An 18,405-nucleotide genomic window follows, 5' to 3' on the forward strand; every position below is an offset into this window, starting at 1 on the left:
CTTTGCTATAAATGAACCGGTATTTTGTCTGCTGTTCTATGGATTTAAGAACATTTTCCAAGGCAATTCCATCGACATCAATGGATACCTTGCTGTTGGATGCGTAGGCAGATAGCCCATAGCCAAACATCATCAGGAAGAGCATAGCCCTAAACATCAGATGCCAACGGCTGCGCATTGGATGTAAATTTGTTTTTTCCATTATTTTGATATGAGGTATTGTTTTCTGGTATGATTTTTGAGGTAATTTATAGATTTTTATTGTAATCTAAATAAAGAACGATTGTGAAAAAATAATCCACATCGAGAAAGTACAAAATTTTCAATTTATTCATTTTTTGTTTGAAGTGCTTGGAAGCGAGCGTAATAATAATTAACTTCGCAACAAATATCATAACATGGAAAACGAAAAATTTGAAAACGAAATGCTTTTAGTGGCTGCCTTGAAGATAGACAGCCATGAAGCGTTTGTTAAAATTTTTCGACATTATTATTCAGACCTTGTAATCTTCGCATCCCGTTTCATCCCGGATAATGAGACATGCGAAGATATAGTCCAGGAAGCATTTGTGAAAATCTGGACGAACCGAAAAGTTCTTGAAATTCGGACATCACTGAGGACATATCTTATATCCTTAGTACAGCATCTTGCTTTAGACGAAATCAAGCACCGCAAGGTCAAGACCCTATATCAGGATATGAACCATGAGATTATCATGTCCCTGCCGGCCGATGAACATGTCATGTATTCGGAATTAAGTGACGCTATTGATAATCTGCTCTCACAGCTCCAACCGGATGTTCTTGAAACATATAGGTTGTCAAGAACACATAATCTGAAATATACCGAAATCGCCGAGAAACTCAATATTTCGGTTAGGACTGTGGAATCTCGCGTCAGCAAAACGGTAAAATTTCTTCAACAGCATCTCAAAGATTATAAGATCATCATATATTGGATTCTAACGTTTCAACACCTTTTATAAGAAATTACGATGGATAATAACATGAATAATACGATAGATTCCTTAATTAGCCGCTATCTGATGGGTAATGCTTCATCGCATGAGATTGAGGAATTACGGCGTTGGATTGAGTCGGATGAGCAAAATAGAAAATACTTTCAGCGACAACAGGATATATGGGCAGTCTTGAATCCGACTTTAGATATAAACGATATAGATACCGTAAGCGCAGAATTGAAAGTGCTTCGTAAGACCGGTATTGTATCTTTACGTTTTGCAATATTCAAGAAGTTGCTCGGATATTGGTCGCGCATTGCAGCTGTTGCTATTTTGCCACTACTTGCAGTGGTAGGATATCTGATTTATAGGCCATCGGAGGGACGAGATATTGCTGATGTGACAATCACCACCTCTTTTGGCTGTCTCAGCAGCACGGTTCTTCCAGACGGCACAATCGTATGGCTTAACGCAAACAGCTCATTGCAATATGACCCCATGATGGATGACAATGTGAGGAATGTGATATTACACGGAGAGGCATACTTTGATGTCAAAGCTGATGCGAAACATCCATTTAATGTAAAGACTCCATATATGACAGTCACGGCAACCGGTACGGAATTCAATGTAAATGCCTATGACTCGTCCGCTTCCATAACATTAGTCGATGGTAAAGTAAGTGTAGAAGTAGAAAGTAAATCAATGACACTTAATCCCGGCGAACATCTGGCAGTAGCAGATGGCCGTCCAACAATTAGCAACCATATAAATACAGAAAAATATTGCTGTTGGAGAAATGGCACGTTAATCTTTGAGGATGAACCTCTTTTTAATATCTGTAATAGGCTTCAGCAAATATATGATGTTGAGTTCGATATTGCGCCAGAATTGAAAGAGAGAACATTCCGGATGATTCTTAACGGCGAGAACATAAGCGAGGTGGTGCGTTTCTTTGAATTGGCCGCTCCTGTGACGTGTGAATTTGAGAACCTGAAATCCCCCAACGATACAACCAAATTTAAATCAAGAATCCGCATAATGCCTTCCTAAAATCATATAATCGAATCTTTCATATGAATGTACATATAAAATTATTCGCTATTGCCCTTGTCCTTACCAGCTGTAGCTCTACCACTGAAAATCTGCTTTCGCCAGACGGCAATATCGAGATTGCCTTTACTCTCACAGACAAAGGCGAGCCATCCTACTCCGCAAAGTACAAAGGCAACGACATCGTTCTTCCTTCTTTGCTGGGCTTTGTGCTTAAAGATACAACCTCTCTAACCGACAATTTCAAGATAACAGGCATCGAACGCTCTGATTTCAATGAGTCATGGACACCAGTATGGGGCGAAAACGACACTATCGAGAACTGTTACACACAGATGATCGTCAACCTCCAACAGGGCGACCGGAAAATGGACATAGAGTTCCGAGCATATAATGACGGCTTCGGCTTCCGATATATATTCCCTGAGCAGACGGCCAAAGCATTTGTAATCGCAGACGAAGCCACACAGATAGCAATGGCTGGCGACCATACGGCATGGTGGATCCCCGGAGATTATGACACCCAGGAATATGAATACACTACATCACGCCTAAGCGAAATACGCGCACACGCCGACGACAACTTCATGAATAATGCGTCGCAACAAAGATTCTCACCTACGGGAGTGCAGACAGCCTTGATGCTAAAAACCAACGATGGTCTTTATCTTAATCTCCACGAGGCGGCATTGGTCGACTTCCCTGCGATGAGTCTCGAACTCAATGACACCACAATGACATTTAAAAGCCATCTCACGCCCGGACAAGGCGGTACGATCGCAACTATACACACTCCCTTTAAAACGCCGTGGCGCACCATCACCGTAGGAGAGAAAGCAACTGACATTCTCGCATCAAATCTTATTTTAAATCTGAACGATCCATGTATTCTGGACGACGTATCATGGATTCATCCTACCAAATATATGGGAGTATGGTGGGAAATGATTACCGGCAAAAGTTCATGGAGCTATACATGGGCCGATAATTTCAATCTTGCGACTTTTGATTATTCAAAAGCCAAACCGAATGGCATTCATGGGGCTAATAATGAGAATGTGCGGAGATATATTGATTTTGCGTCAGAGCATGGTTTCGACCAACTTCTTGTCGAAGGCTGGAATATCGGTTGGGAGGATTGGTTCGGCAAAGAGAAGGACTATGTATTCGATTTTGTCACTCCTTACCCCGACTTTGACATCGCTGCACTCAATGATTATGCCCACCGCAAAGGTATCAAATTGATGATGCACCATGAAACTTCCTCTTCGGTCGATAATTATGACCGCCACATGGACGCCGCCTACGACTTGATGAAGCGATACGGCTATGACGCAGTGAAAAGTGGATATGTCGGTAATATCATACCTAAAGGAGAACATCATTACAGTCAGAAGCAGGTAAAGCACTATCTCGATGCTGTAAAAAAAGCAGCAGATAAACATATTATGGTAAATGCCCATGAGGCTGTACGTCCGACAGGCCTATGCCGCACATACCCCAATCTCGTAGGCAACGAAAGTGCTATGGGACAGGAATTCGCCGACATGAGTCCGCAACACTGCACCATACTGCCTTTTACCCGCCTTAAAGGAGGTCCTATGGACTTCACTCCGGGCATATTCCGTATGAAGATAACCGATTTTGCGCCTGGCGGTCAAGGTAAACAGAAGCGTGCGACCATCCCCAACCAGCTTGCATTGTATCTCACCATGTACAGCCCCTTACAAATGGCTGCGGATATGCCCGAGCACTATCAAAAGCACATGGACGCATTCCAATTTATCAAAGACGTACCGGTTGATTGGAGCAAAAGTGTATATCTTGATGCAGAACCGGGAGATTTTATCGTAGTCGCCCGCAAAGACAAAGGCAGCGATGCATGGTATGTAGGAGGCGTTACTGATGAAAATGCCCGAGACTATACACTTGATTACAACTTCCTGCCACCCGGTAAAACGTATGAAGCAACCATTTATGCCGATGCTCCGGATGGCGATGGCTTCGACAATCCCGAAGTTTATACCATTACCACCAAGACGGTAGACAGTACGTCAAAAGACAAAATCCATATGGCTCGTGGCGGCGGATTCGCAATTTCAATAAAACCAGTAGATTAAATTTAAATAATTAGTTTATCCAGGCGAGAGAAAATTTCTTTCGCCTGTTTATTGTAGATTTTCAATTATACTGAGACTGGATTTACTTTCATAGTAGCGAGATTTAGGTACAGGCCTTGATGCTCTATCATACCGTGACGGAACATTTTCCACAGCAGGTTGCAGCCGAGCTGCGCCAATGTCGAGTTGATAAACAGATCCTGTTTCTCCAATGCTTCGGCGAGGGAGCAGCTTGGACCTGAATCATTATCTTTCACTTTTGAGTACCGCACAAGGCGTGTCACCACTTTCAGTGAGCTTACCGTTTCATAAAGATGCGATTCCGGTTGCTTTATTTTTCTTGGCACAGTTCCCAATACAACCTGTCCGCTTGACTGCGAATTGCCAAAGTCGAGCCAATATATCGGTGTACCATGATTGGTGTAGTCTGATTCCTGTATCGCTTTCAGCACTTTCCATAAATTCATACGAGATTTCACATTGTCGGTGCATGTAATTGTGATATTGGCAAGATTATTCTTTCGTACATCCTTGGGACATACAGGATAGGATATAAGTCCGGGATTGCAGTCCAGTCATTCCCGAAGAAATTGTTTATCCGTGTCACCAGACACTGTGCCTTGTTCAGCCCGATATCCGACCAACCGAAAAGTTGACGCCCGATATTGGCCTCGGTAACTATGTCCGGGTCATAGACTGTCACGAATAGACCGGGATGGTTCAATGCCCTAAGTGTCACATCGAGCCGGGCGAGATTTGTAAGGACCTGTGAACCCGTGCCGCCGGCACCTATAAGGTTTACCGTAACCGGATGCTGCGGATTGAGCAGGTAATTGTGAATATAATGTACACGTTTCATTTCAGAAGGTCTTTTAGTTTAAGATTATTCAGAGGTATAAGTTCATTGAGGTTGAACGGTTTGTCACGTGCGGCCTTTGTCACCAGCACAAGATTGGACTTCGTAGGATTACGGCCTCCGCCCAAGTGTGAGAACTCCGTCAGCCAGAACCTTTTCTCAAGATATTCCAGAAATGTTCCGAATGTCGGTTGCCTCGGACTTTCAATTTTCGGATTCCCCATGCACACGCTGGCACTCGTGACGTTGAAAAACGGGGCGGCGTACAGTTTTGTCTCCGGAGTGGGGACTTCTCCTTTGAAGGCATACACGTTCATTCCGCCACCTTCCTTTGATTCATAGATCACTCCCGGAACATTATATTCCGCATTTTCAATCTTCAGGCTTTCCACAAAATACATCATTCGTCTTTGCGGCGGATTATACCATACATACCGTTCAGACCCCTTGCGTGTATCGCAATACAGCAGATTTGACGGCAATATCCCGCATGGAGTGCTGTCATGTACTTCCGAATAATTTCTCACAAGGTCATTCATGAACTCCAAGGTCACGGGGCGTCCTTCACCCATGTTTCCATTCTTGTCTATTGCACGCATCTCCAGAAAATGCTTCTTCTCGTCCTCGCTGACATAGGCGATCAGAACGGCCTTGGGATATATAACGGAACTTATCTCCCGTGTCAGTTGGTTAGTATTTGTCATGATTCAAAATTTCTTATGATGTTAATGAATTTGTCGGACCATTGAAAGAACCGTTCGGGATACTCATCCGATATTTTGAAGAGAGATTTGGTGTCAGGAGTCAGTTTCATGGTTGTCACCGGTATTATCTCGTATGATTCCCGGTAATCAGAGTTTATGAAGTCAATCAGTGTCCTTGTCACTATGTCGTCATCCTCATAAACAATGCAGATCTGGCGGTGCAGCCTCACCGGATATATGTCCGGCTCTTCCTCAAAATATGGGTCATAGTCATAATCCATTATCGGTTTCTTCGGGTCAAGGAATTCCATACCGTCCAGCATGGCGTCTATCAGTTTTGATTCCCATGCGCTAACCGGCTTATAGTCATGTAACGCAGTGTGTATGTCATCATGATATGACTTTGTTTCAACACGTTTGAGTAGCTTGTTTATCGCGCCGGTCTGATATGACTCTATGCGTTTCCTGTCCTTGATAATTTCTTTGTCTGTCTCATTGGTGTCATGTTCCCAAAGGATACTTTCCATTATACACTCATGTTCATCACAATCCAATATTGAACCTATCCCGTTTGCGCGCATGAACCTGTTAAGGAACGATATGGCTATACGTCTAAGTTCGGCGTTGACTTGGGTTAGAAATTTTATTGGGAAATAATACAGCTCGCAGGTTCCCCAGCGATGGTATTTCCAGAGTGTAAAATGAAGTCTGCCGTCATACATCTCGATATTCAGACCAATCTTGTCGGAGAGAATGGTCTCCAAGTCATAGAATAACTGGTTGATGCTATCATTCAGGGTTCTGCCGGGTGTATGGTCGGCCTTCACGTTCAACAATTCCGCATATCGGAAATATGAATCACGCAGGAAATCATAGTTCTCCTGCGTGATTATGTTGAAAGTCCCATCCCCATAATCCTTGATTATGAACGAAGGTACTGTGCTCTGGAAGGTCGTTTTCAGAAAAGAATTACAGCACCGCTGGGCGCTGTAATTCTTCTTTGCCGGTTCACTCCGTAATGATAGCGCCTCTCGGTCTGGCTTATGAGCAGTTTTGCGAGCTGTTCCGACTGTGATTCGCTCAGGAGTCTGCATTGGTTCTCTTTTTTAGGTTTTACGGGCATTGGTTCTTATCCTTTGGTTCCGATTGTGGTCTTGAACTCATAGACCGCCGCATCGTCCTTCATGGTGGGACCGTGGACAGTGGCGGTTGTCAGTTCGGGATAGGTGTTGGAATAGAAACCCATCACCATTTCGGGGCTGTCCGATGGATTGGGGTCGTCAAGTGTGATTGTGGCTGTTCCTTTCTTGAAAGTGAACACGCGTTTGATTCCTGTGATTTCGAGTGCCATAGTCTTACATCATTTGAGGTTGAACATAGTTTCCTTGTAACATTGATGCCGGGAAGTCGGGGTAGTCTGCATATTCCTCCGGCCGGTAAGGAGGAGCGTCGTCAGGGTCCGCCATTCTTGGTGCATGAGCTGCCATGTCATGCTCGAATGGCATCGGCTGCTGCGCATACCGTGGCTGCCCGTTGGGAGGATACGTGCCGTGTTGTCCCCCGTTTGGCGGCGTCATCCCGCCATTTTGATGCGCATATTGCGGATAACCACCGTTGGGATGTGCCTGCTGCGGCCATCCCTGCGGCTGTTGCGGATATCCGTACTGGCCACCATATCCCTGTCCTGGGTTGCCGTATGGTTGTTGAGCGGGATGTGCGGCTTGTGCCGGCATTTCCTGCTGTGGCATGGTAGGTTGCTGTTGTGGCCCGGTTTGTTGAACAGTTTGCTGTTGAACTTGCGGTACAGGTTCCGGCATTGGCAGAGGCTGTGCCTGCGGTTACTGTACCTGCGCCGTCGCGGGCTGTTGCACCGGTTGCTGGACTTGGGGCTGCTGCGGTTGAGCCTGCTCGGGTTCCTCCATCATTGCGAAGAGATCTCCTTGTCTCACTAACTTCTTCTGTTCGTCAAGCCGCTCGTCGATTGTCTTCAAGTCGTCGGGTTTGGCGTACTTGCGTGCCTCGGTAAGCGCGTCCACAGCCTCCTTGTGTCTCTTGGCGGCGATATGCTCCTCTGCCTTCTTGAGATTCTTTTCATACTTCTCGCGCTTCTCCCTGTCCTCTTTGGATTCTTTCGTCTTGGCTTCCTTAGCTCCCTTGCTCGATGACGCTGCTTTGTTGGCCTGCGCCTCGAACTGCGCCATGTTGGAGATCAGTCCTGATGCTTTTTGCATAGGACGTGCGACCACCTGCATGAAGCCTGAGTCGAGTTCTTCGGGTGTGCCGTTAAGTGTCAGCGGCACGATGCTGTTCTGCGCCTCGTCCTTGAGTGTGTTTGACTTCGGGAGCACCGACACCGCCATGCGTCCCTCGGCGGATTTGCGGATGACCAACGTGATATCCACGTTAGGGGTCATCATCTGGTTCATTGATTGAAAAAACATATTCTTATCGTATTTAGTGTGAATATTTCCGGTTATTGCCTGCGCTCATCCCTTGAAGAATTCAGCGAGAAGCCTGTTGCGGTCGGGATGGCGGCTTATCTCAATTATAGGATCCAGGATGGTGGAGATATGCACCGGTCCCCCTGTCCTGCGTGACGGAAACTTGATTTCCGGTCTTTGGATCCGGACGATTCTTTTCTTCGGCACCGGGATTGTCACCGCCGGCTGTGCCGCTGTCATGATAGCCTGTCTCATAGTCATTTCTTTTTTAATTTATTATTGAATATCCGGGCTTGGCAGCCCGATGAACTACAAGGGCATTACAGCGGCCGACTCCGGTAATGCAAGGCTTTCGGGAAAAATACCGGAGCGTAGCGAGGATGATTTTTCCCGAAACCGACAGGCCCGGCCTTGCAGTCCGAAAGAGGCGGGCGCTAATTTTGCCCGGTAGTTCCTTCGGGTCTGTCAGCCAGACTATTCCACTCGACCCTGGTTCATGCAGTCATTTTTCAACGGGGTACTACTAATATCAAGTTTTGTGGTATGCTTTATTTCAAATAAAATTCAATCCTAATGACGCATTATTAATTATGAACCATACCGCAGATACAGGTGTTGAAATTGGATAGTAAATAGTAATATGTAATATCACAGTTTATGACACAATATCAATTAAAACGGGCTTACGAACCCGCTTCTCCGGAAGACGGCTTCAGGGTATATATAGACAGACTTTGGCCGAGAGGTCTCTCGCACGAGACTTTCCATTATGATTTGTGGGATAAGGATATCGCGCCGTCCACAGAACTCCGCGAATGGTTCCATGAAGATCCCACTGACCGCTGGCCCGAATTTGAGATACGATATACCAAGGAACTGGAGGAAAATCCTTCATTCGGGACATTGCGACATCTTCTTGCACAGAAATCTGTCGTGACGTTACTTTATTCCTCTCATGACGAACAACATAACAATGCTATTGTGATCTATAATCTTCTAACAACATAACTTCTTAACATATCCTCCACTTATGAAAATGTTCTGTTACCAGTGCCAGGAGACGGCACGCGGCAAAGGCTGCGAGATACAAGGTGTATGCGGAAAGAAACCCGAGACGTCTGCAAGAATGGATCAGCTCCTTTATATAGCCCGGGGAATCGCCATCGTAAACCGGCAGTTGCGCGAGAAAGGCGCATCAAGCAAGGGTGCATCCCGGTTTATCGTCGACGCACTGTTCACCACCATCACCAACGCGAATTTCGACAATGATATGCTCGACGGCTATATCACAAAAGCCCTCGAACTGAAAAACGAACTCGAAGGAGAGTCGAAAAAACGCGGCATGGAGCCTCCTTTCATGCCTGAGGTGTCGTATCATATTCCAAAGGAGGAATATGGCGTACATGAGGTAATCGAACACGGAGGTACTCTTAAAGAAGAAATCACAAGTGTTCTCCACGACAAGAACCCGGACATAAGAGGTCTCAAACAGCTTGCCATGTACGGCTGCAAGGGTATGGCGGCCTATGCCCGTCACGCCTGTAACCTCGGTTATGAGGACGAAGATGTATATGTCATCATCGAGAACGCCCTTGCCGAGATAAGCCGTCCTGACATAGATGTGGACGAACTGTTCTCGCTTGTCCTTAATGTGGGCGAGGGCGGTGTAAAGGCTATGGCGCTGCTTGACAAGGCAAACACATCGACCTACGGCAACCCCGAAATCACCAGGGTCGACATTGGTGTCAGAAACCATCCGGGCATACTCGTGAGCGGTCATGACCTCAAGGATCTTGAGGAACTGCTCGAACAGTCCGCCGGCAAAGGTGTCGATATCTATACCCACTCGGAGATGCTCCCCGCCCAGAGCTACCCGTTCTTCAAGAAATTTCCCCACTTCGCAGGAAACTACGGCAACGCATGGTGGCGGCAGATTGACGAGTTTGAGACATTCAACGGCATGTTCCTCTTCACCTCCAACTGCATTGTGCCCCCGCGTCCGAAAACCACCTACATGGACCGCGTCTACACGACCGGTGTCGTCGGAATGCCCGGCACACATTTTATCCTCGAGGGGAAGGACGGCAAAAAGGATTTTTCCGAAATCATAGAGCGGGCGCAGACATGCCAGCCGCCGACAGAGATAGAGCACGGTGAGATTGTCGCCGGATTCGCCCATAACCAGGTGCTCGCTCTGGCACCTAAGATTATCGACCTCATCAAAAGCGGTAAAATCCGCAAGTTTGTGGTCATGGCAGGCTGTGACGGCAGAATGCCCTCGCGCAAATACTATACGGAATTTGCGGAAAGGCTCCCTAAAGACTGCGTGATTCTCACCGCAGGCTGTGCCAAATACCGCTACAACAAGCTTCCGCTCGGTGATATCGAGGGTGTTCCGCGCGTGCTCGATGCCGGACAGTGTAACGATTCCTATTCGCTCGTCGTGATTGCCAATGCTCTCAAGGATGCTTTCGGCCTGGAGAGTGTCAACGATCTGCCGATTGTCTACAACATCGCATGGTATGAGCAGAAGGCGGTGATAGTGCTTCTGGCCCTGTTGAGCCTCGGAGTGAAGAATATCCACACCGGCCCGACGCTGCCGGCGTTTTTCACCCCCGAAATTCTGAAAGTGCTTCAGGAGAAGTTCAATATAGGTACCATCACCACCGTTGACGAAGATCTGGCTACCCTTATCGGCTGAAAGAAATGGACGGTCGGAATGTGAATCGGTTTATCCATAAATATGTGATAGCGGCGGCACACGCCATCCTTTGGCTGGCGGCGCTGTCGCTTGCAGCATATTTCCATCTTGACCACGGGTATTCGGCTGCCGAGGCGCTTCTCGGTTCCACACTCATGGCATACTGTGCATATGTCTGTGAGTCCGGACTCGGCACGTGGCGCGTGGCGGCCGCTGCCGGTGATGTTAGGATTGATTTCAGGAAGGCCGGATTGTGGGGATGGATTGTCGTGAACATAGCGGTAGCAATAACCCTGTCGTTGCTTTTTCTGAAATACCCCGAATGGTGGATATTGCTCCTTATCATACTGAATGCCGGATGGCAGAAATATATGAACGGGCGAATACCGCCGCGTTTGCAGGAAACCTTTAAATCAGTCAAGTCATGAGAATATCATCCGAACTGTTCCTCTGCCTCGGGCTTGCCTTCACCGCATTATATTTTCTTATATTCGGCATCGGCTTTGTCATCACTATGAAGATTCGCAAAAAAAGAAACCTCTAAATAAATTTACGACATGTTCAGATTAAAAGACAGAATTCCATACGCGGACGGCTCCATAGCAAAGGAGATTGTCATGCAGAACCATAGCGGGCTTTCGCTCCTTATGGCAGTAGACAAGGGACTTGAGATTCCCACACATACGGCTAATGCCGACGTGCTCGTCCAGATAATAGAAGGAAGCATGGAGTTCACTATTGAGGATAAAGTGCTTGAGTTGAAAGAGGGTGATGCGCTCACTATGACACCGGGTGTGAAACATTCCTTAAAGGCTACGGAACGGTTCAAGGTTCTTGTCACCAAACTCAATGCATAATCCCGTACTGGCTTTCACAATTAAGACATTCGGAGAGCATAGACTCCTCGGATGTCTTTATTATTTCCCTGCCAAATGGCGTATAGCCATGACGGGATGATAAAACAGCATTCTCGGACCGGAAAAACGCATGACCTCTTTTATTTTTTCTTTCATATCCGGGCGGTAACAATGTATCTTACAGTTACGGCAGCTTCCCTTTTCATCACCGAAAGGACAATGGCGCAGACGGTTTTCCGCATATTCCGCCAGTTTTTCACAATCCGGACAAAGATTTTTGTACCCTTCTTTCAAGCGGCAGTATAGACGAATCATCTGCCATACCACCTTGATTTCATATTTGATCTTCATCTATGGCTTGGATTTTCCAACCGACGGCTCTGTGAGCGTTATCTTTACAACAACGGTTCGTTCGAGACTGCGCTTTATCGCTTCATCAAAATTCTCCATATGTTTAGGGAGAAAGCGTTGACAGAGCAGACGCAAAGCCATAATCTTTTCCGAATTATCAGTCACAATCTCCGCTTCCCCTAAAGCAATGGCAGAGTCATAATACATCGTAAAATTCTTTTTCTCGGCCTCAAACTTCGGGGTGCATCGACTGACGGCACTCAGACTTACAACGGGATTGGCCCTTATGCAATCCAGCTTATCCCCCTCGTCGGCGCAATGGAAATAAAACGTGCGTCTGTTACTCCTTATCAACGACAGCGGGAGTCCGTACGGCGTTCCGTCCAGACGAATCATTGACATAGTTACAAAGGGTGCACGGTCAAACACATTAAGTGCCCATTCCTCATCTTTCTGCCTTGCTGCTTTTCTCATCTGCTTCATGTTGCAAATTTAAGAAAAATAAAAAATAAAAGAATAACAATCTGATTGTTTCTGAAGCATCAATAACCATCCAGTCACATCGGATAGAGAGACAGCATTATCATATCCGATAAAATATTGTGATTAACATTTATAGGACATATGGCATTGTGACATTTCAGAAAATCAGACCGCTGATTATGGCGAACAGCAGTGCCGCCGCCACTATGATGCAGGCAATTTTATAGAGGAATCGGAAGAATCCCCTGAAAAAGACTATTGCCAACGCCGCCCATACAGGTGATACTCCCCTTGTATAGAGGTATCCGAACACGGCGGCCAAAGCGAGTATCAGGATCGCTTTCCACAGCCACCTCATGCCTATGATCCTTGTGATAAGTGCAGATGCTTTCATAACTATATATATTTACCGGGGTGACACGGTGTCATCCGGATTTCGGAGGCTCCCCCGTGGCGCGCCTCCACAGGCAAGGCTACGGGTAAAAATACCGGAGCGAAGCGAGGATGATTTTTGCCCGTACCGCAAGGCCCGGCCTTGACGGTGGAAACGGGCGAGCCACGAACTTCGCCTCCGAATCCGAATGACGGCATTCACTGTCCTATCTCTTTCTTGAAGTCTTCCTGTCCGGGAAAGCGAGCGTGACATTGTAGCCGCCGTCGAAAACAAGCATGGCATCGAATGAATTTCCCTTCTTTCCCTTGAATCCCTTTATCAGCTTAGTCTTGCCGGATGACAGCAACTGCTCGATATGGCCGTCCGTGAGTTCCTTGTTCAAGAATCGTCTGAATACCAACAGACCGCAGGTTGTGTTATCGCACCGGGCAGTCTTGGCTCGAATGACGACATTCCCTTTGCCGCATTTGGGACACGGTCGGGAATGTACCGGGGTGACTGGCACGGTTATTCCGAGAATTTCAGTGGTGGCCTTGCGCGTATAGCCGACGATGGCGTTCATGAAGGTAGAGGGTTCAAGAGTGTGCCGTTCAATCTGCAACAGTGTGTTTTCCCAGCTGCCTGTCATGCCTACATCCGCCACGAGCATATCCTTTACGGCATCGTACAGTGCCAGACCTTTGTCGGTGGGTACGATGCTCTTGCCGGAACGACGTATGTAGTCGCGTTTCACCAGCGTGGCGATAATGGCCGCACGAGTGGCGGGCGTGCCGATGCCTATGTCGCGGACAGCCTCGCGCGCCTTCTCATCGGTGATATCCTTGCCGCACGATTCCATTGCGGCAAGGAGGGTGGCCTCGGTGTACAACGGACGCGGCATGGTCTTCCTCTGCGCCAGCCCTTGTCCCGAAACCGGTGCGGTGTCACCAACTGAAAAGGCTGGGCAAGCCGCATTTTCATCGGATTCATCCTCGCCACGGTCCTCCTTGCGGTCAAACACGGCACGCCAGCCGGGTATTACGACGGACGAGGACTTGGAACGGAACGGCATCCCGCAGATTTCGGCTTCGGTCAGGTATGTTTCGGTGACACACGGTGGCGAGAATGCTTCGAGTATACGCCCGGCAATCATCAGATAGACGGCACGTTCGTCGCCTGAAATGCCCGAGGAGGTGACACCGGTGACAATCAGAGCGTGATGGTCGGTCACTTTGGAGTCGTTTACGCTGCGGTTGTTGAGCGTTGAAAGGTCAAAAGCAGTGCCGTAGGCGTGGAATTCCGGCATGGCGCACACCTTTTGCAGCAGTTCCGGCACGGTTCGCATGACATCCTGCGGTATGTAACGGCTCCCGGTTCGCGGATAGGATATCAGTTTTTTCTCGTAGAGCGACTGCGCCACGGCCAGAGTCTTTTCGGCGGTCATGTCGTGATGTACGTTGCAGTCCTTCTGGAGAGCTGTGAGGTCGTAAAGAAGCGGAGGCTGGCGGTCGGAACGCCTGCATTCCGCCTTGGTGACACGCCCCGTGGCACCGGGTACGATACGGGAGAAGGCGGCGTCAGCCTGTGTCTTTTCCCTGAAATCATCCTTGTGGAAGAAACGGCACAGACTGCCGTCCCTGGAGAGAGTCACATGGAGCTGCCAGTAAGGGGCGGACACGAAATCACGGTTCTCACGGAAACGGGCGCACACCATAGCCAGCGTGGGTGTCTGCACACGTCCGATTGAGCTGTTGGAAGTGCCCGACACGCAGGCGAGGGCGCGGCTGGCGTTCATCCCCACAAGCCAGTCGGCTTTCGCGCGGCAATCTGCGGCGGCATGGAGGCTGTCGTACTCACGACCGTCGCGCAGGTTCGCCATGCCGGTACGGATTGCCTCGTCTGTGAGCGACGATATCCACAGTCTGCGGAAAGGCTTGGTGTAGCCGAGGTATTCATAGATATAGCGGAAGATGAGTTCCCCTTCACGATTATCTAAAGTTGTGATAAGCGTGATTATCCAAAGTAAAAGATTATCCAAAGCAATAACAACTATAAGTTTCCAATAAATTGATTTTCAATATTACTTTTGATAATGTTGTTTGGATAATATAATGGTAATTTCGCATAGGGTTGGAACAAACCACCCGTTAAAATCAATAAATATGTCCAACAACAAAAAGAAAAACATTCATGTTCTGATACAAGAATGTACAGAACACTTGCGGTTTCTTGGGTATTCGGAAGCCTGCATTACTTTACACCAGAAGAAATGGTCGGAATACCTGTTGCCTTATCTACAGGAAAAAGACATCGTGTTCTACTCGACTGAAGCCGGAGAATGTTACCTGAAATCAGTTCTTTCGAATTTAACCCCATTCTCCAAGCGGGTACTTACTCGTAGTGTGCATATCCTTTCCGCTTATTTGGATACAGGTATTATTCCAAAAAGGATAGTACCAATAGAAGAACATCCTTTGCCCGGAGAGATTGGAGAAGCTGCACATCTTTTTCTGGAAGAGCTGGTAAATAGTCGGCGTAATGATATTACGGTTTTAAAACATCGCCGTAATTTGAGTTATTTTATTGAATTTTTGGAAACCAAGTCAAAATCAAAACTTTGCGATATTGGAGAAGATGAAATCGTGACTTTTTTGAGTACGAGTAGAAACGCCAGGGACAGATATTCTTCTATACGGCTGTTTCTCCGATTCCTGGCAGGTAAAGAATATATTCAGACAGATTTTGAATATGTTCTTTCTCGTAACCGTTATCCCAAACGGGAAAAACTGCCTTCCATATATAGTGCCGAAGAAGTCAAACAAATAGAGTTGTCGGTTGAACAATCAGGTCCGGTAGGGAAACGTGATTATGCAATATTGCTTCTTGCCACACGGCTCGGTTTACGCGCTTCGGATATTTGCAGATTGGAGTTTGACCATTTGGATTGGGATCACAATGTCATTGCATTCATCCAATACAAAACAAAAAAATCGATAGAGCTTCCGTTGCTTACTGATGTCGGTGAAGCCATAGTCAATTATCTGCGTTATGGCAGACCGATTTCCGGGCATTCGGAAATATTCTTATCGGCACGTCCACCTTATCGTCCAATGTTCCGTTGGGGAATAAACGGTGTAATATCAAGAATTATGAGAGAATCAGGCGTTGATATATCCAAACGTAAGTTCGGTCCTCATGCTATGCGTCATTCTCTCGCCAGCAGACTGCTTGCCAACGGTGTTTCGCTGCCAGTCATATCTGAATCATTGGGACACGAGAGTTCCTTGAGTACAATGGAATATTTAAGGGTAGATTTGTCAAGCCTGATGAAATGTGCCCTTGACGTACCGCTTGTCAATCCCGCTTTTTACGAACAGAAAGGAGGTATCTTTTATGGAAAAATGTAAATTTATGAGCGTATTCGCTCCATATATGCAAAAGTTTGTGGATGCAAAAGAAGCTCTGGGTTTTTCAAGGAAATATTTTGAAAGTGTTTTAGGGTTACTCGATCGGTTCTTCATCGAAGAAAAGGTACGGACTCCTTTTATCCCAAGTGTACTGATAGACAAATGGGGACATACTTTGATTAATAACAGCTATAAAACGATTTGTAGCAAATATTCTATATTGGCACAGTTTGCAAAGTATATGAATAACATAGGTTTTCCTTGTTATGTACCTCGAATTCCAAAGAGCAAAGCCAATACGTATGCACCATACATCTTCACGCACGAACAAGTGCTTTCCATTTTTACAGTGTGTGATTCTCTTGTGGCCAGCGATCACGGAAATATGGACAGCCGTCTTTTTTCTATACCTGCCATTTTTCGCCTGCTGTATGGTACAGGGATGCGTGTGAGTGAAGCCACGTCATTGTTGAACCAAGATATAAATCTCGAGAAAAGAGTAATCACAATAAGGAAAACCAAGAACCAGCGCCAACGCCTGATACCTGTCTGTCCGTCATTGCACCAGATGTTAAGCCAATATGTGGAAGCGAGGAACAGGCTGCCTTTACCCCATGTAAATGCCATGGAGTCTCCATTTTTTATTTCTCCATCCGGATTGCCTCTGAACCAGAGCAGGGTTTATGCGTGGTTCAGAATTATATTAAGAAAATGCAGTATTCCGCATTGTGCTAAAAAAGGACCCAGAGTACATGATCTAAGGCATACATTTGCCGTACATTCGTTGATGCGCCAAGTAAGAAACGGGGCGGATATATATTGTACGCTTCCTATTCTTTCCGTTTTTCTTGGACATAAGAAGCTGTCCGATACGGAAACCTATGTGCGGCTGACACAAGAGATGTATCCGGATGTACTGAAACTGGAAAGTTCCATTACAAGTTTTTTATACCCCGCTTTACCCAATAATCCTGTAGCCTATGAAAGATGATTTTGCAAAGTATCTGACTCGCTTTTTTACAAGTTATCTGTCCGGAGAACGAGGTCTGAGCCATAACACCATAAGGGCATATGGAAATACATTCTTGTCATTCATAGATTTTATGGAAAAAACAAGATGCATTAAGGCAGACAGGATATCGCTGGAACATCTGACACGAAACAACGTTTCGGATTTTTTACATTGGACGGAAGAAAACAAAGGATGCGGTACAGCAACACGCAATCAAAAGCTCTCCGCATTCCATACTTTTTGTAAGTATATGCTGTATACTGACATCTTCCATTTGGACCAATGGCAATCCATATTATCTATAAAATCGAAACATTGCGAAAAGCAGTCGGTAAGTTATTTGTCTATTGACGGAATAAGACTATTGTTGTCGTTAATACCAGTAAATACGAGAAACGGACTTCGTGATCTTGCCTTGATAGCGTTACTGTATGACAGTGGAGCCAGAGTTCAGGAACTCATAGATTTGACACCGACAGACTTGCATTTGGTTAAGCCATATTATGTGTCATTATTTGGCAAGGGACGGAAAAGAAGGCTTGTTCCGCTACAAGAACAGCAAGTGGAATTACTTAAAAAGTATATGGAAACCGAAGGTCTGTTGAAGCAATCGTTGAACCAACGTCCTTTGTTTGTAAACAACAGAGGGGGAAAACTCACAAATGCGGGGGTAACTTTTATTTTGATGAGATACGTGAGGAATGCACATGTTGCAGATCCGAATCTTATACCAGCCAAAATCAGCCCTCATAGCCTACGGCACAGCAAGGCGATGCACTTGTTGCAAGCCGGAGTAAACTTGATTTATATTCGGGATATACTCGGGCATGTATCTATACAAACTACAGAAATATACGCTCGGGCTGATTCCAAACAGAAAAGAGAGGCTCTTGAAGCTGCTTATGCAGACATCATTCCTGTCATGGATAAAGTAGAAGGCTCTTGGGAGAAAGATTCAAAATTGAAGCACTGGTTAAAAGGACTTGGAAAGTAGGACTAATTATTATCCAAAGTAGTTTTTGTAAGTATTAAATATAACTATCTCATAATCAAATACGAATAGAATTCTACTTTGGATAATCTTT

General features: G+C 46.3%; 18 protein-coding genes and 3 pseudogenes. 10 read left to right on the forward strand and 11 right to left on the reverse strand.

Annotated features, from left to right (window positions below):
- Positions 1-202: hypothetical protein (locus tag B5F38_RS14460; protein WP_206422496.1), on the reverse strand; the 202-nt coding region annotated here is incomplete at its 3' end.
- Between the two features lie 196 nt (positions 203-398).
- Between B5F38_RS14460 and B5F38_RS13060 the strand changes: the two genes are divergently transcribed.
- Genes B5F38_RS13060 through B5F38_RS13070 form a run of 3 tightly spaced genes read left to right on the forward strand, consistent with a single transcriptional unit; the run spans position 399 to position 4,135 of the window.
- Positions 399-986: an RNA polymerase sigma-70 factor gene (locus tag B5F38_RS13060; protein WP_087409591.1), complete on the forward strand. Its 588-nt coding sequence runs from the start codon at positions 399-401 to the stop codon at positions 984-986.
- A 9-nt stretch (positions 987-995) separates the two neighbouring features.
- A complete protein-coding gene (locus tag B5F38_RS13065; protein WP_087409592.1) occupies positions 996-2,015 on the forward strand; it encodes a FecR family protein in 1,020 nt (339 codons plus the stop codon).
- Positions 2,016-2,038: 23 nt separating this feature from the next.
- Positions 2,039-4,135, forward strand: coding sequence for a glycoside hydrolase family 97 protein (locus B5F38_RS13070; protein ID WP_087409593.1), 2,097 nt, complete (start codon positions 2,039-2,041; stop codon positions 4,133-4,135).
- Between the two features lie 65 nt (positions 4,136-4,200).
- Here B5F38_RS13070 and B5F38_RS13075 read toward each other — a convergent pair.
- From B5F38_RS13075 to B5F38_RS13100, 6 genes and pseudogenes are all read right to left on the reverse strand, one after another.
- Positions 4,201-4,994, reverse strand: a pseudogene (locus B5F38_RS13075) (PRTRC system ThiF family protein).
- Positions 4,991-5,695: a prokaryotic E2 ligase family D protein gene (locus B5F38_RS13080; protein WP_025279169.1), complete on the reverse strand. Its 705-nt coding sequence runs from the start codon at positions 5,693-5,695 to the stop codon at positions 4,991-4,993. The pseudogene B5F38_RS13075 and the gene B5F38_RS13080 overlap by 4 nt, the downstream one beginning before the upstream one ends.
- Positions 5,692-6,789, reverse strand: a complete 1,098-nt coding sequence (locus B5F38_RS13085) for a hypothetical protein (RefSeq protein ID WP_025279168.1) — start codon at positions 6,787-6,789, stop codon at positions 5,692-5,694. Before B5F38_RS13085 ends, B5F38_RS13080 begins: the two co-directional genes overlap by 4 nt.
- Before the next feature lie 35 nt (positions 6,790-6,824).
- On the reverse strand, positions 6,825-7,046 hold the full coding sequence (locus B5F38_RS13090; protein ID WP_016274015.1) for a PRTRC system protein C: 222 nt from the start codon (positions 7,044-7,046) through the stop codon (positions 6,825-6,827).
- A gap of 4 nt (positions 7,047-7,050) precedes the next feature.
- Positions 7,051-8,136: pseudogene (locus tag B5F38_RS13095) on the reverse strand (PRTRC system protein E).
- Between the two features lie 45 nt (positions 8,137-8,181).
- A complete protein-coding gene (locus B5F38_RS13100; protein WP_025279166.1) occupies positions 8,182-8,391 on the reverse strand; it encodes a hypothetical protein in 210 nt (69 codons plus the stop codon).
- A 402-nt stretch (positions 8,392-8,793) separates the two neighbouring features.
- Here B5F38_RS13100 and B5F38_RS13105 point away from each other — a divergent pair, with 402 nt between their 5' ends.
- The 4 genes from B5F38_RS13105 (at position 8,794) to B5F38_RS13120 (ending at position 11,694) form a co-directional block, all read left to right on the forward strand.
- Positions 8,794-9,144, forward strand: coding sequence for a DUF488 family protein (locus B5F38_RS13105; RefSeq protein WP_025279165.1), 351 nt, complete (start codon positions 8,794-8,796; stop codon positions 9,142-9,144).
- A gap of 22 nt (positions 9,145-9,166) precedes the next feature.
- A complete protein-coding gene (gene hcp, locus B5F38_RS13110; RefSeq protein WP_025279164.1) occupies positions 9,167-10,837 on the forward strand; it encodes a hydroxylamine reductase in 1,671 nt (556 codons plus the stop codon).
- Between the two features lie 5 nt (positions 10,838-10,842).
- Positions 10,843-11,265 (forward strand): hypothetical protein, encoded by a 423-nt coding sequence (locus B5F38_RS13115; protein WP_025279163.1) that lies wholly within the window; start codon positions 10,843-10,845, stop codon positions 11,263-11,265.
- Positions 11,266-11,394: 129 nt separating this feature from the next.
- The gene (locus B5F38_RS13120) at positions 11,395-11,694 is read left to right on the forward strand and encodes a cupin domain-containing protein (RefSeq protein ID WP_025279162.1); all 300 of its coding nucleotides are present in this window, start codon (positions 11,395-11,397) and stop codon (positions 11,692-11,694) included.
- A 60-nt stretch (positions 11,695-11,754) separates the two neighbouring features.
- Here B5F38_RS13120 and B5F38_RS13125 read toward each other — a convergent pair whose 3' ends face one another.
- The 4 genes and pseudogenes from B5F38_RS13125 to B5F38_RS13140 form a co-directional block, all read right to left on the reverse strand.
- The gene (locus tag B5F38_RS13125) at positions 11,755-12,045 is read right to left on the reverse strand and encodes a nitrous oxide-stimulated promoter family protein (protein ID WP_025279161.1); all 291 of its coding nucleotides are present in this window, start codon (positions 12,043-12,045) and stop codon (positions 11,755-11,757) included.
- Positions 12,046-12,528, reverse strand: a complete 483-nt coding sequence (locus tag B5F38_RS13130; RefSeq protein WP_025279160.1) for a pyridoxamine 5'-phosphate oxidase family protein — start codon at positions 12,526-12,528, stop codon at positions 12,046-12,048.
- 157 nt (positions 12,529-12,685) lie between these two features.
- A complete protein-coding gene (locus tag B5F38_RS13135; RefSeq protein ID WP_087409611.1) occupies positions 12,686-12,886 on the reverse strand; it encodes a hypothetical protein in 201 nt (66 codons plus the stop codon).
- Positions 12,887-13,127: 241 nt separating this feature from the next.
- Positions 13,128-14,888 (reverse strand): annotated as a pseudogene (locus B5F38_RS13140) (DNA topoisomerase); the annotation flags it as partial.
- 175 nt (positions 14,889-15,063) lie between these two features.
- Here B5F38_RS13140 and B5F38_RS13145 point away from each other — a divergent pair.
- From B5F38_RS13145 to B5F38_RS13155, 3 genes are read left to right on the forward strand one after another with little or no spacing between them, the layout of a single operon-like run.
- Entirely contained in the window at positions 15,064-16,308 is a 1,245-nt protein-coding gene (locus B5F38_RS13145; RefSeq protein ID WP_057256750.1) for a site-specific integrase, read from the forward strand.
- Positions 16,295-17,299, forward strand: a complete 1,005-nt coding sequence (locus tag B5F38_RS13150) for a tyrosine-type recombinase/integrase (RefSeq protein WP_206422497.1) — start codon at positions 16,295-16,297, stop codon at positions 17,297-17,299. Before B5F38_RS13145 ends, B5F38_RS13150 begins: the two co-directional genes overlap by 14 nt.
- Positions 17,289-18,314 carry a tyrosine-type recombinase/integrase gene (locus tag B5F38_RS13155; protein WP_057256749.1) on the forward strand — a complete coding sequence of 342 codons (1,026 nt, stop codon included), beginning with the start codon at positions 17,289-17,291 and terminating at the stop codon, positions 18,312-18,314. The genes B5F38_RS13150 and B5F38_RS13155 overlap by 11 nt, the downstream gene beginning before the upstream one ends.
- Positions 18,315-18,405: the final 91 nt, after the last annotated feature.

Source organism: Barnesiella sp. An22 (assembly GCF_002159975.1).
Taxonomy (GTDB): Bacteria; Bacteroidota; Bacteroidia; order Bacteroidales; family Barnesiellaceae; genus Barnesiella; species Barnesiella merdigallinarum.

Bases quoted from the DNA above. Each gene is read 5' to 3' on its own strand.
- B5F38_RS13150 (WP_206422497.1), top strand. From the start codon at position 16,295: ATGGAAAAATGTAAATTTATGAGCGTATTCGCTCCATATATGCAAAAG.
- B5F38_RS13155 (WP_057256749.1), top strand. From the start codon at position 17,289: ATGAAAGATGATTTTGCAAAGTATCTGACTCGCTTTTTTACAAGTTAT.
- B5F38_RS13135 (WP_087409611.1), bottom strand. From the start codon at position 12,886: ATGAGGTGGCTGTGGAAAGCGATCCTGATACTCGCTTTGGCCGCCGTG.
- B5F38_RS13090 (WP_016274015.1), bottom strand. From the start codon at position 7,046: ATGGCACTCGAAATCACAGGAATCAAACGCGTGTTCACTTTCAAGAAA.
- B5F38_RS13145 (WP_057256750.1), top strand. From the start codon at position 15,064: ATGTCCAACAACAAAAAGAAAAACATTCATGTTCTGATACAAGAATGT.
- B5F38_RS13105 (WP_025279165.1), top strand. From the start codon at position 8,794: ATGACACAATATCAATTAAAACGGGCTTACGAACCCGCTTCTCCGGAA.
- B5F38_RS13080 (WP_025279169.1), bottom strand. From the start codon at position 5,695: ATGACAAATACTAACCAACTGACACGGGAGATAAGTTCCGTTATATAT.
- hcp (WP_025279164.1), top strand. From the start codon at position 9,167: ATGAAAATGTTCTGTTACCAGTGCCAGGAGACGGCACGCGGCAAAGGC.
- B5F38_RS13130 (WP_025279160.1), bottom strand. From the start codon at position 12,528: ATGAAGCAGATGAGAAAAGCAGCAAGGCAGAAAGATGAGGAATGGGCA.
- B5F38_RS13125 (WP_025279161.1), bottom strand. From the start codon at position 12,045: ATGAAGATCAAATATGAAATCAAGGTGGTATGGCAGATGATTCGTCTA.
- B5F38_RS13085 (WP_025279168.1), bottom strand. From the start codon at position 6,789: ATGCAGACTCCTGAGCGAATCACAGTCGGAACAGCTCGCAAAACTGCT.
- B5F38_RS13115 (WP_025279163.1), top strand. From the start codon at position 10,843: ATGGACGGTCGGAATGTGAATCGGTTTATCCATAAATATGTGATAGCG.
- B5F38_RS13100 (WP_025279166.1), bottom strand. From the start codon at position 8,391: ATGAGACAGGCTATCATGACAGCGGCACAGCCGGCGGTGACAATCCCG.
- B5F38_RS13065 (WP_087409592.1), top strand. From the start codon at position 996: ATGGATAATAACATGAATAATACGATAGATTCCTTAATTAGCCGCTAT.
- B5F38_RS13070 (WP_087409593.1), top strand. From the start codon at position 2,039: ATGAATGTACATATAAAATTATTCGCTATTGCCCTTGTCCTTACCAGC.
- B5F38_RS13120 (WP_025279162.1), top strand. From the start codon at position 11,395: ATGTTCAGATTAAAAGACAGAATTCCATACGCGGACGGCTCCATAGCA.
- B5F38_RS13060 (WP_087409591.1), top strand. From the start codon at position 399: ATGGAAAACGAAAAATTTGAAAACGAAATGCTTTTAGTGGCTGCCTTG.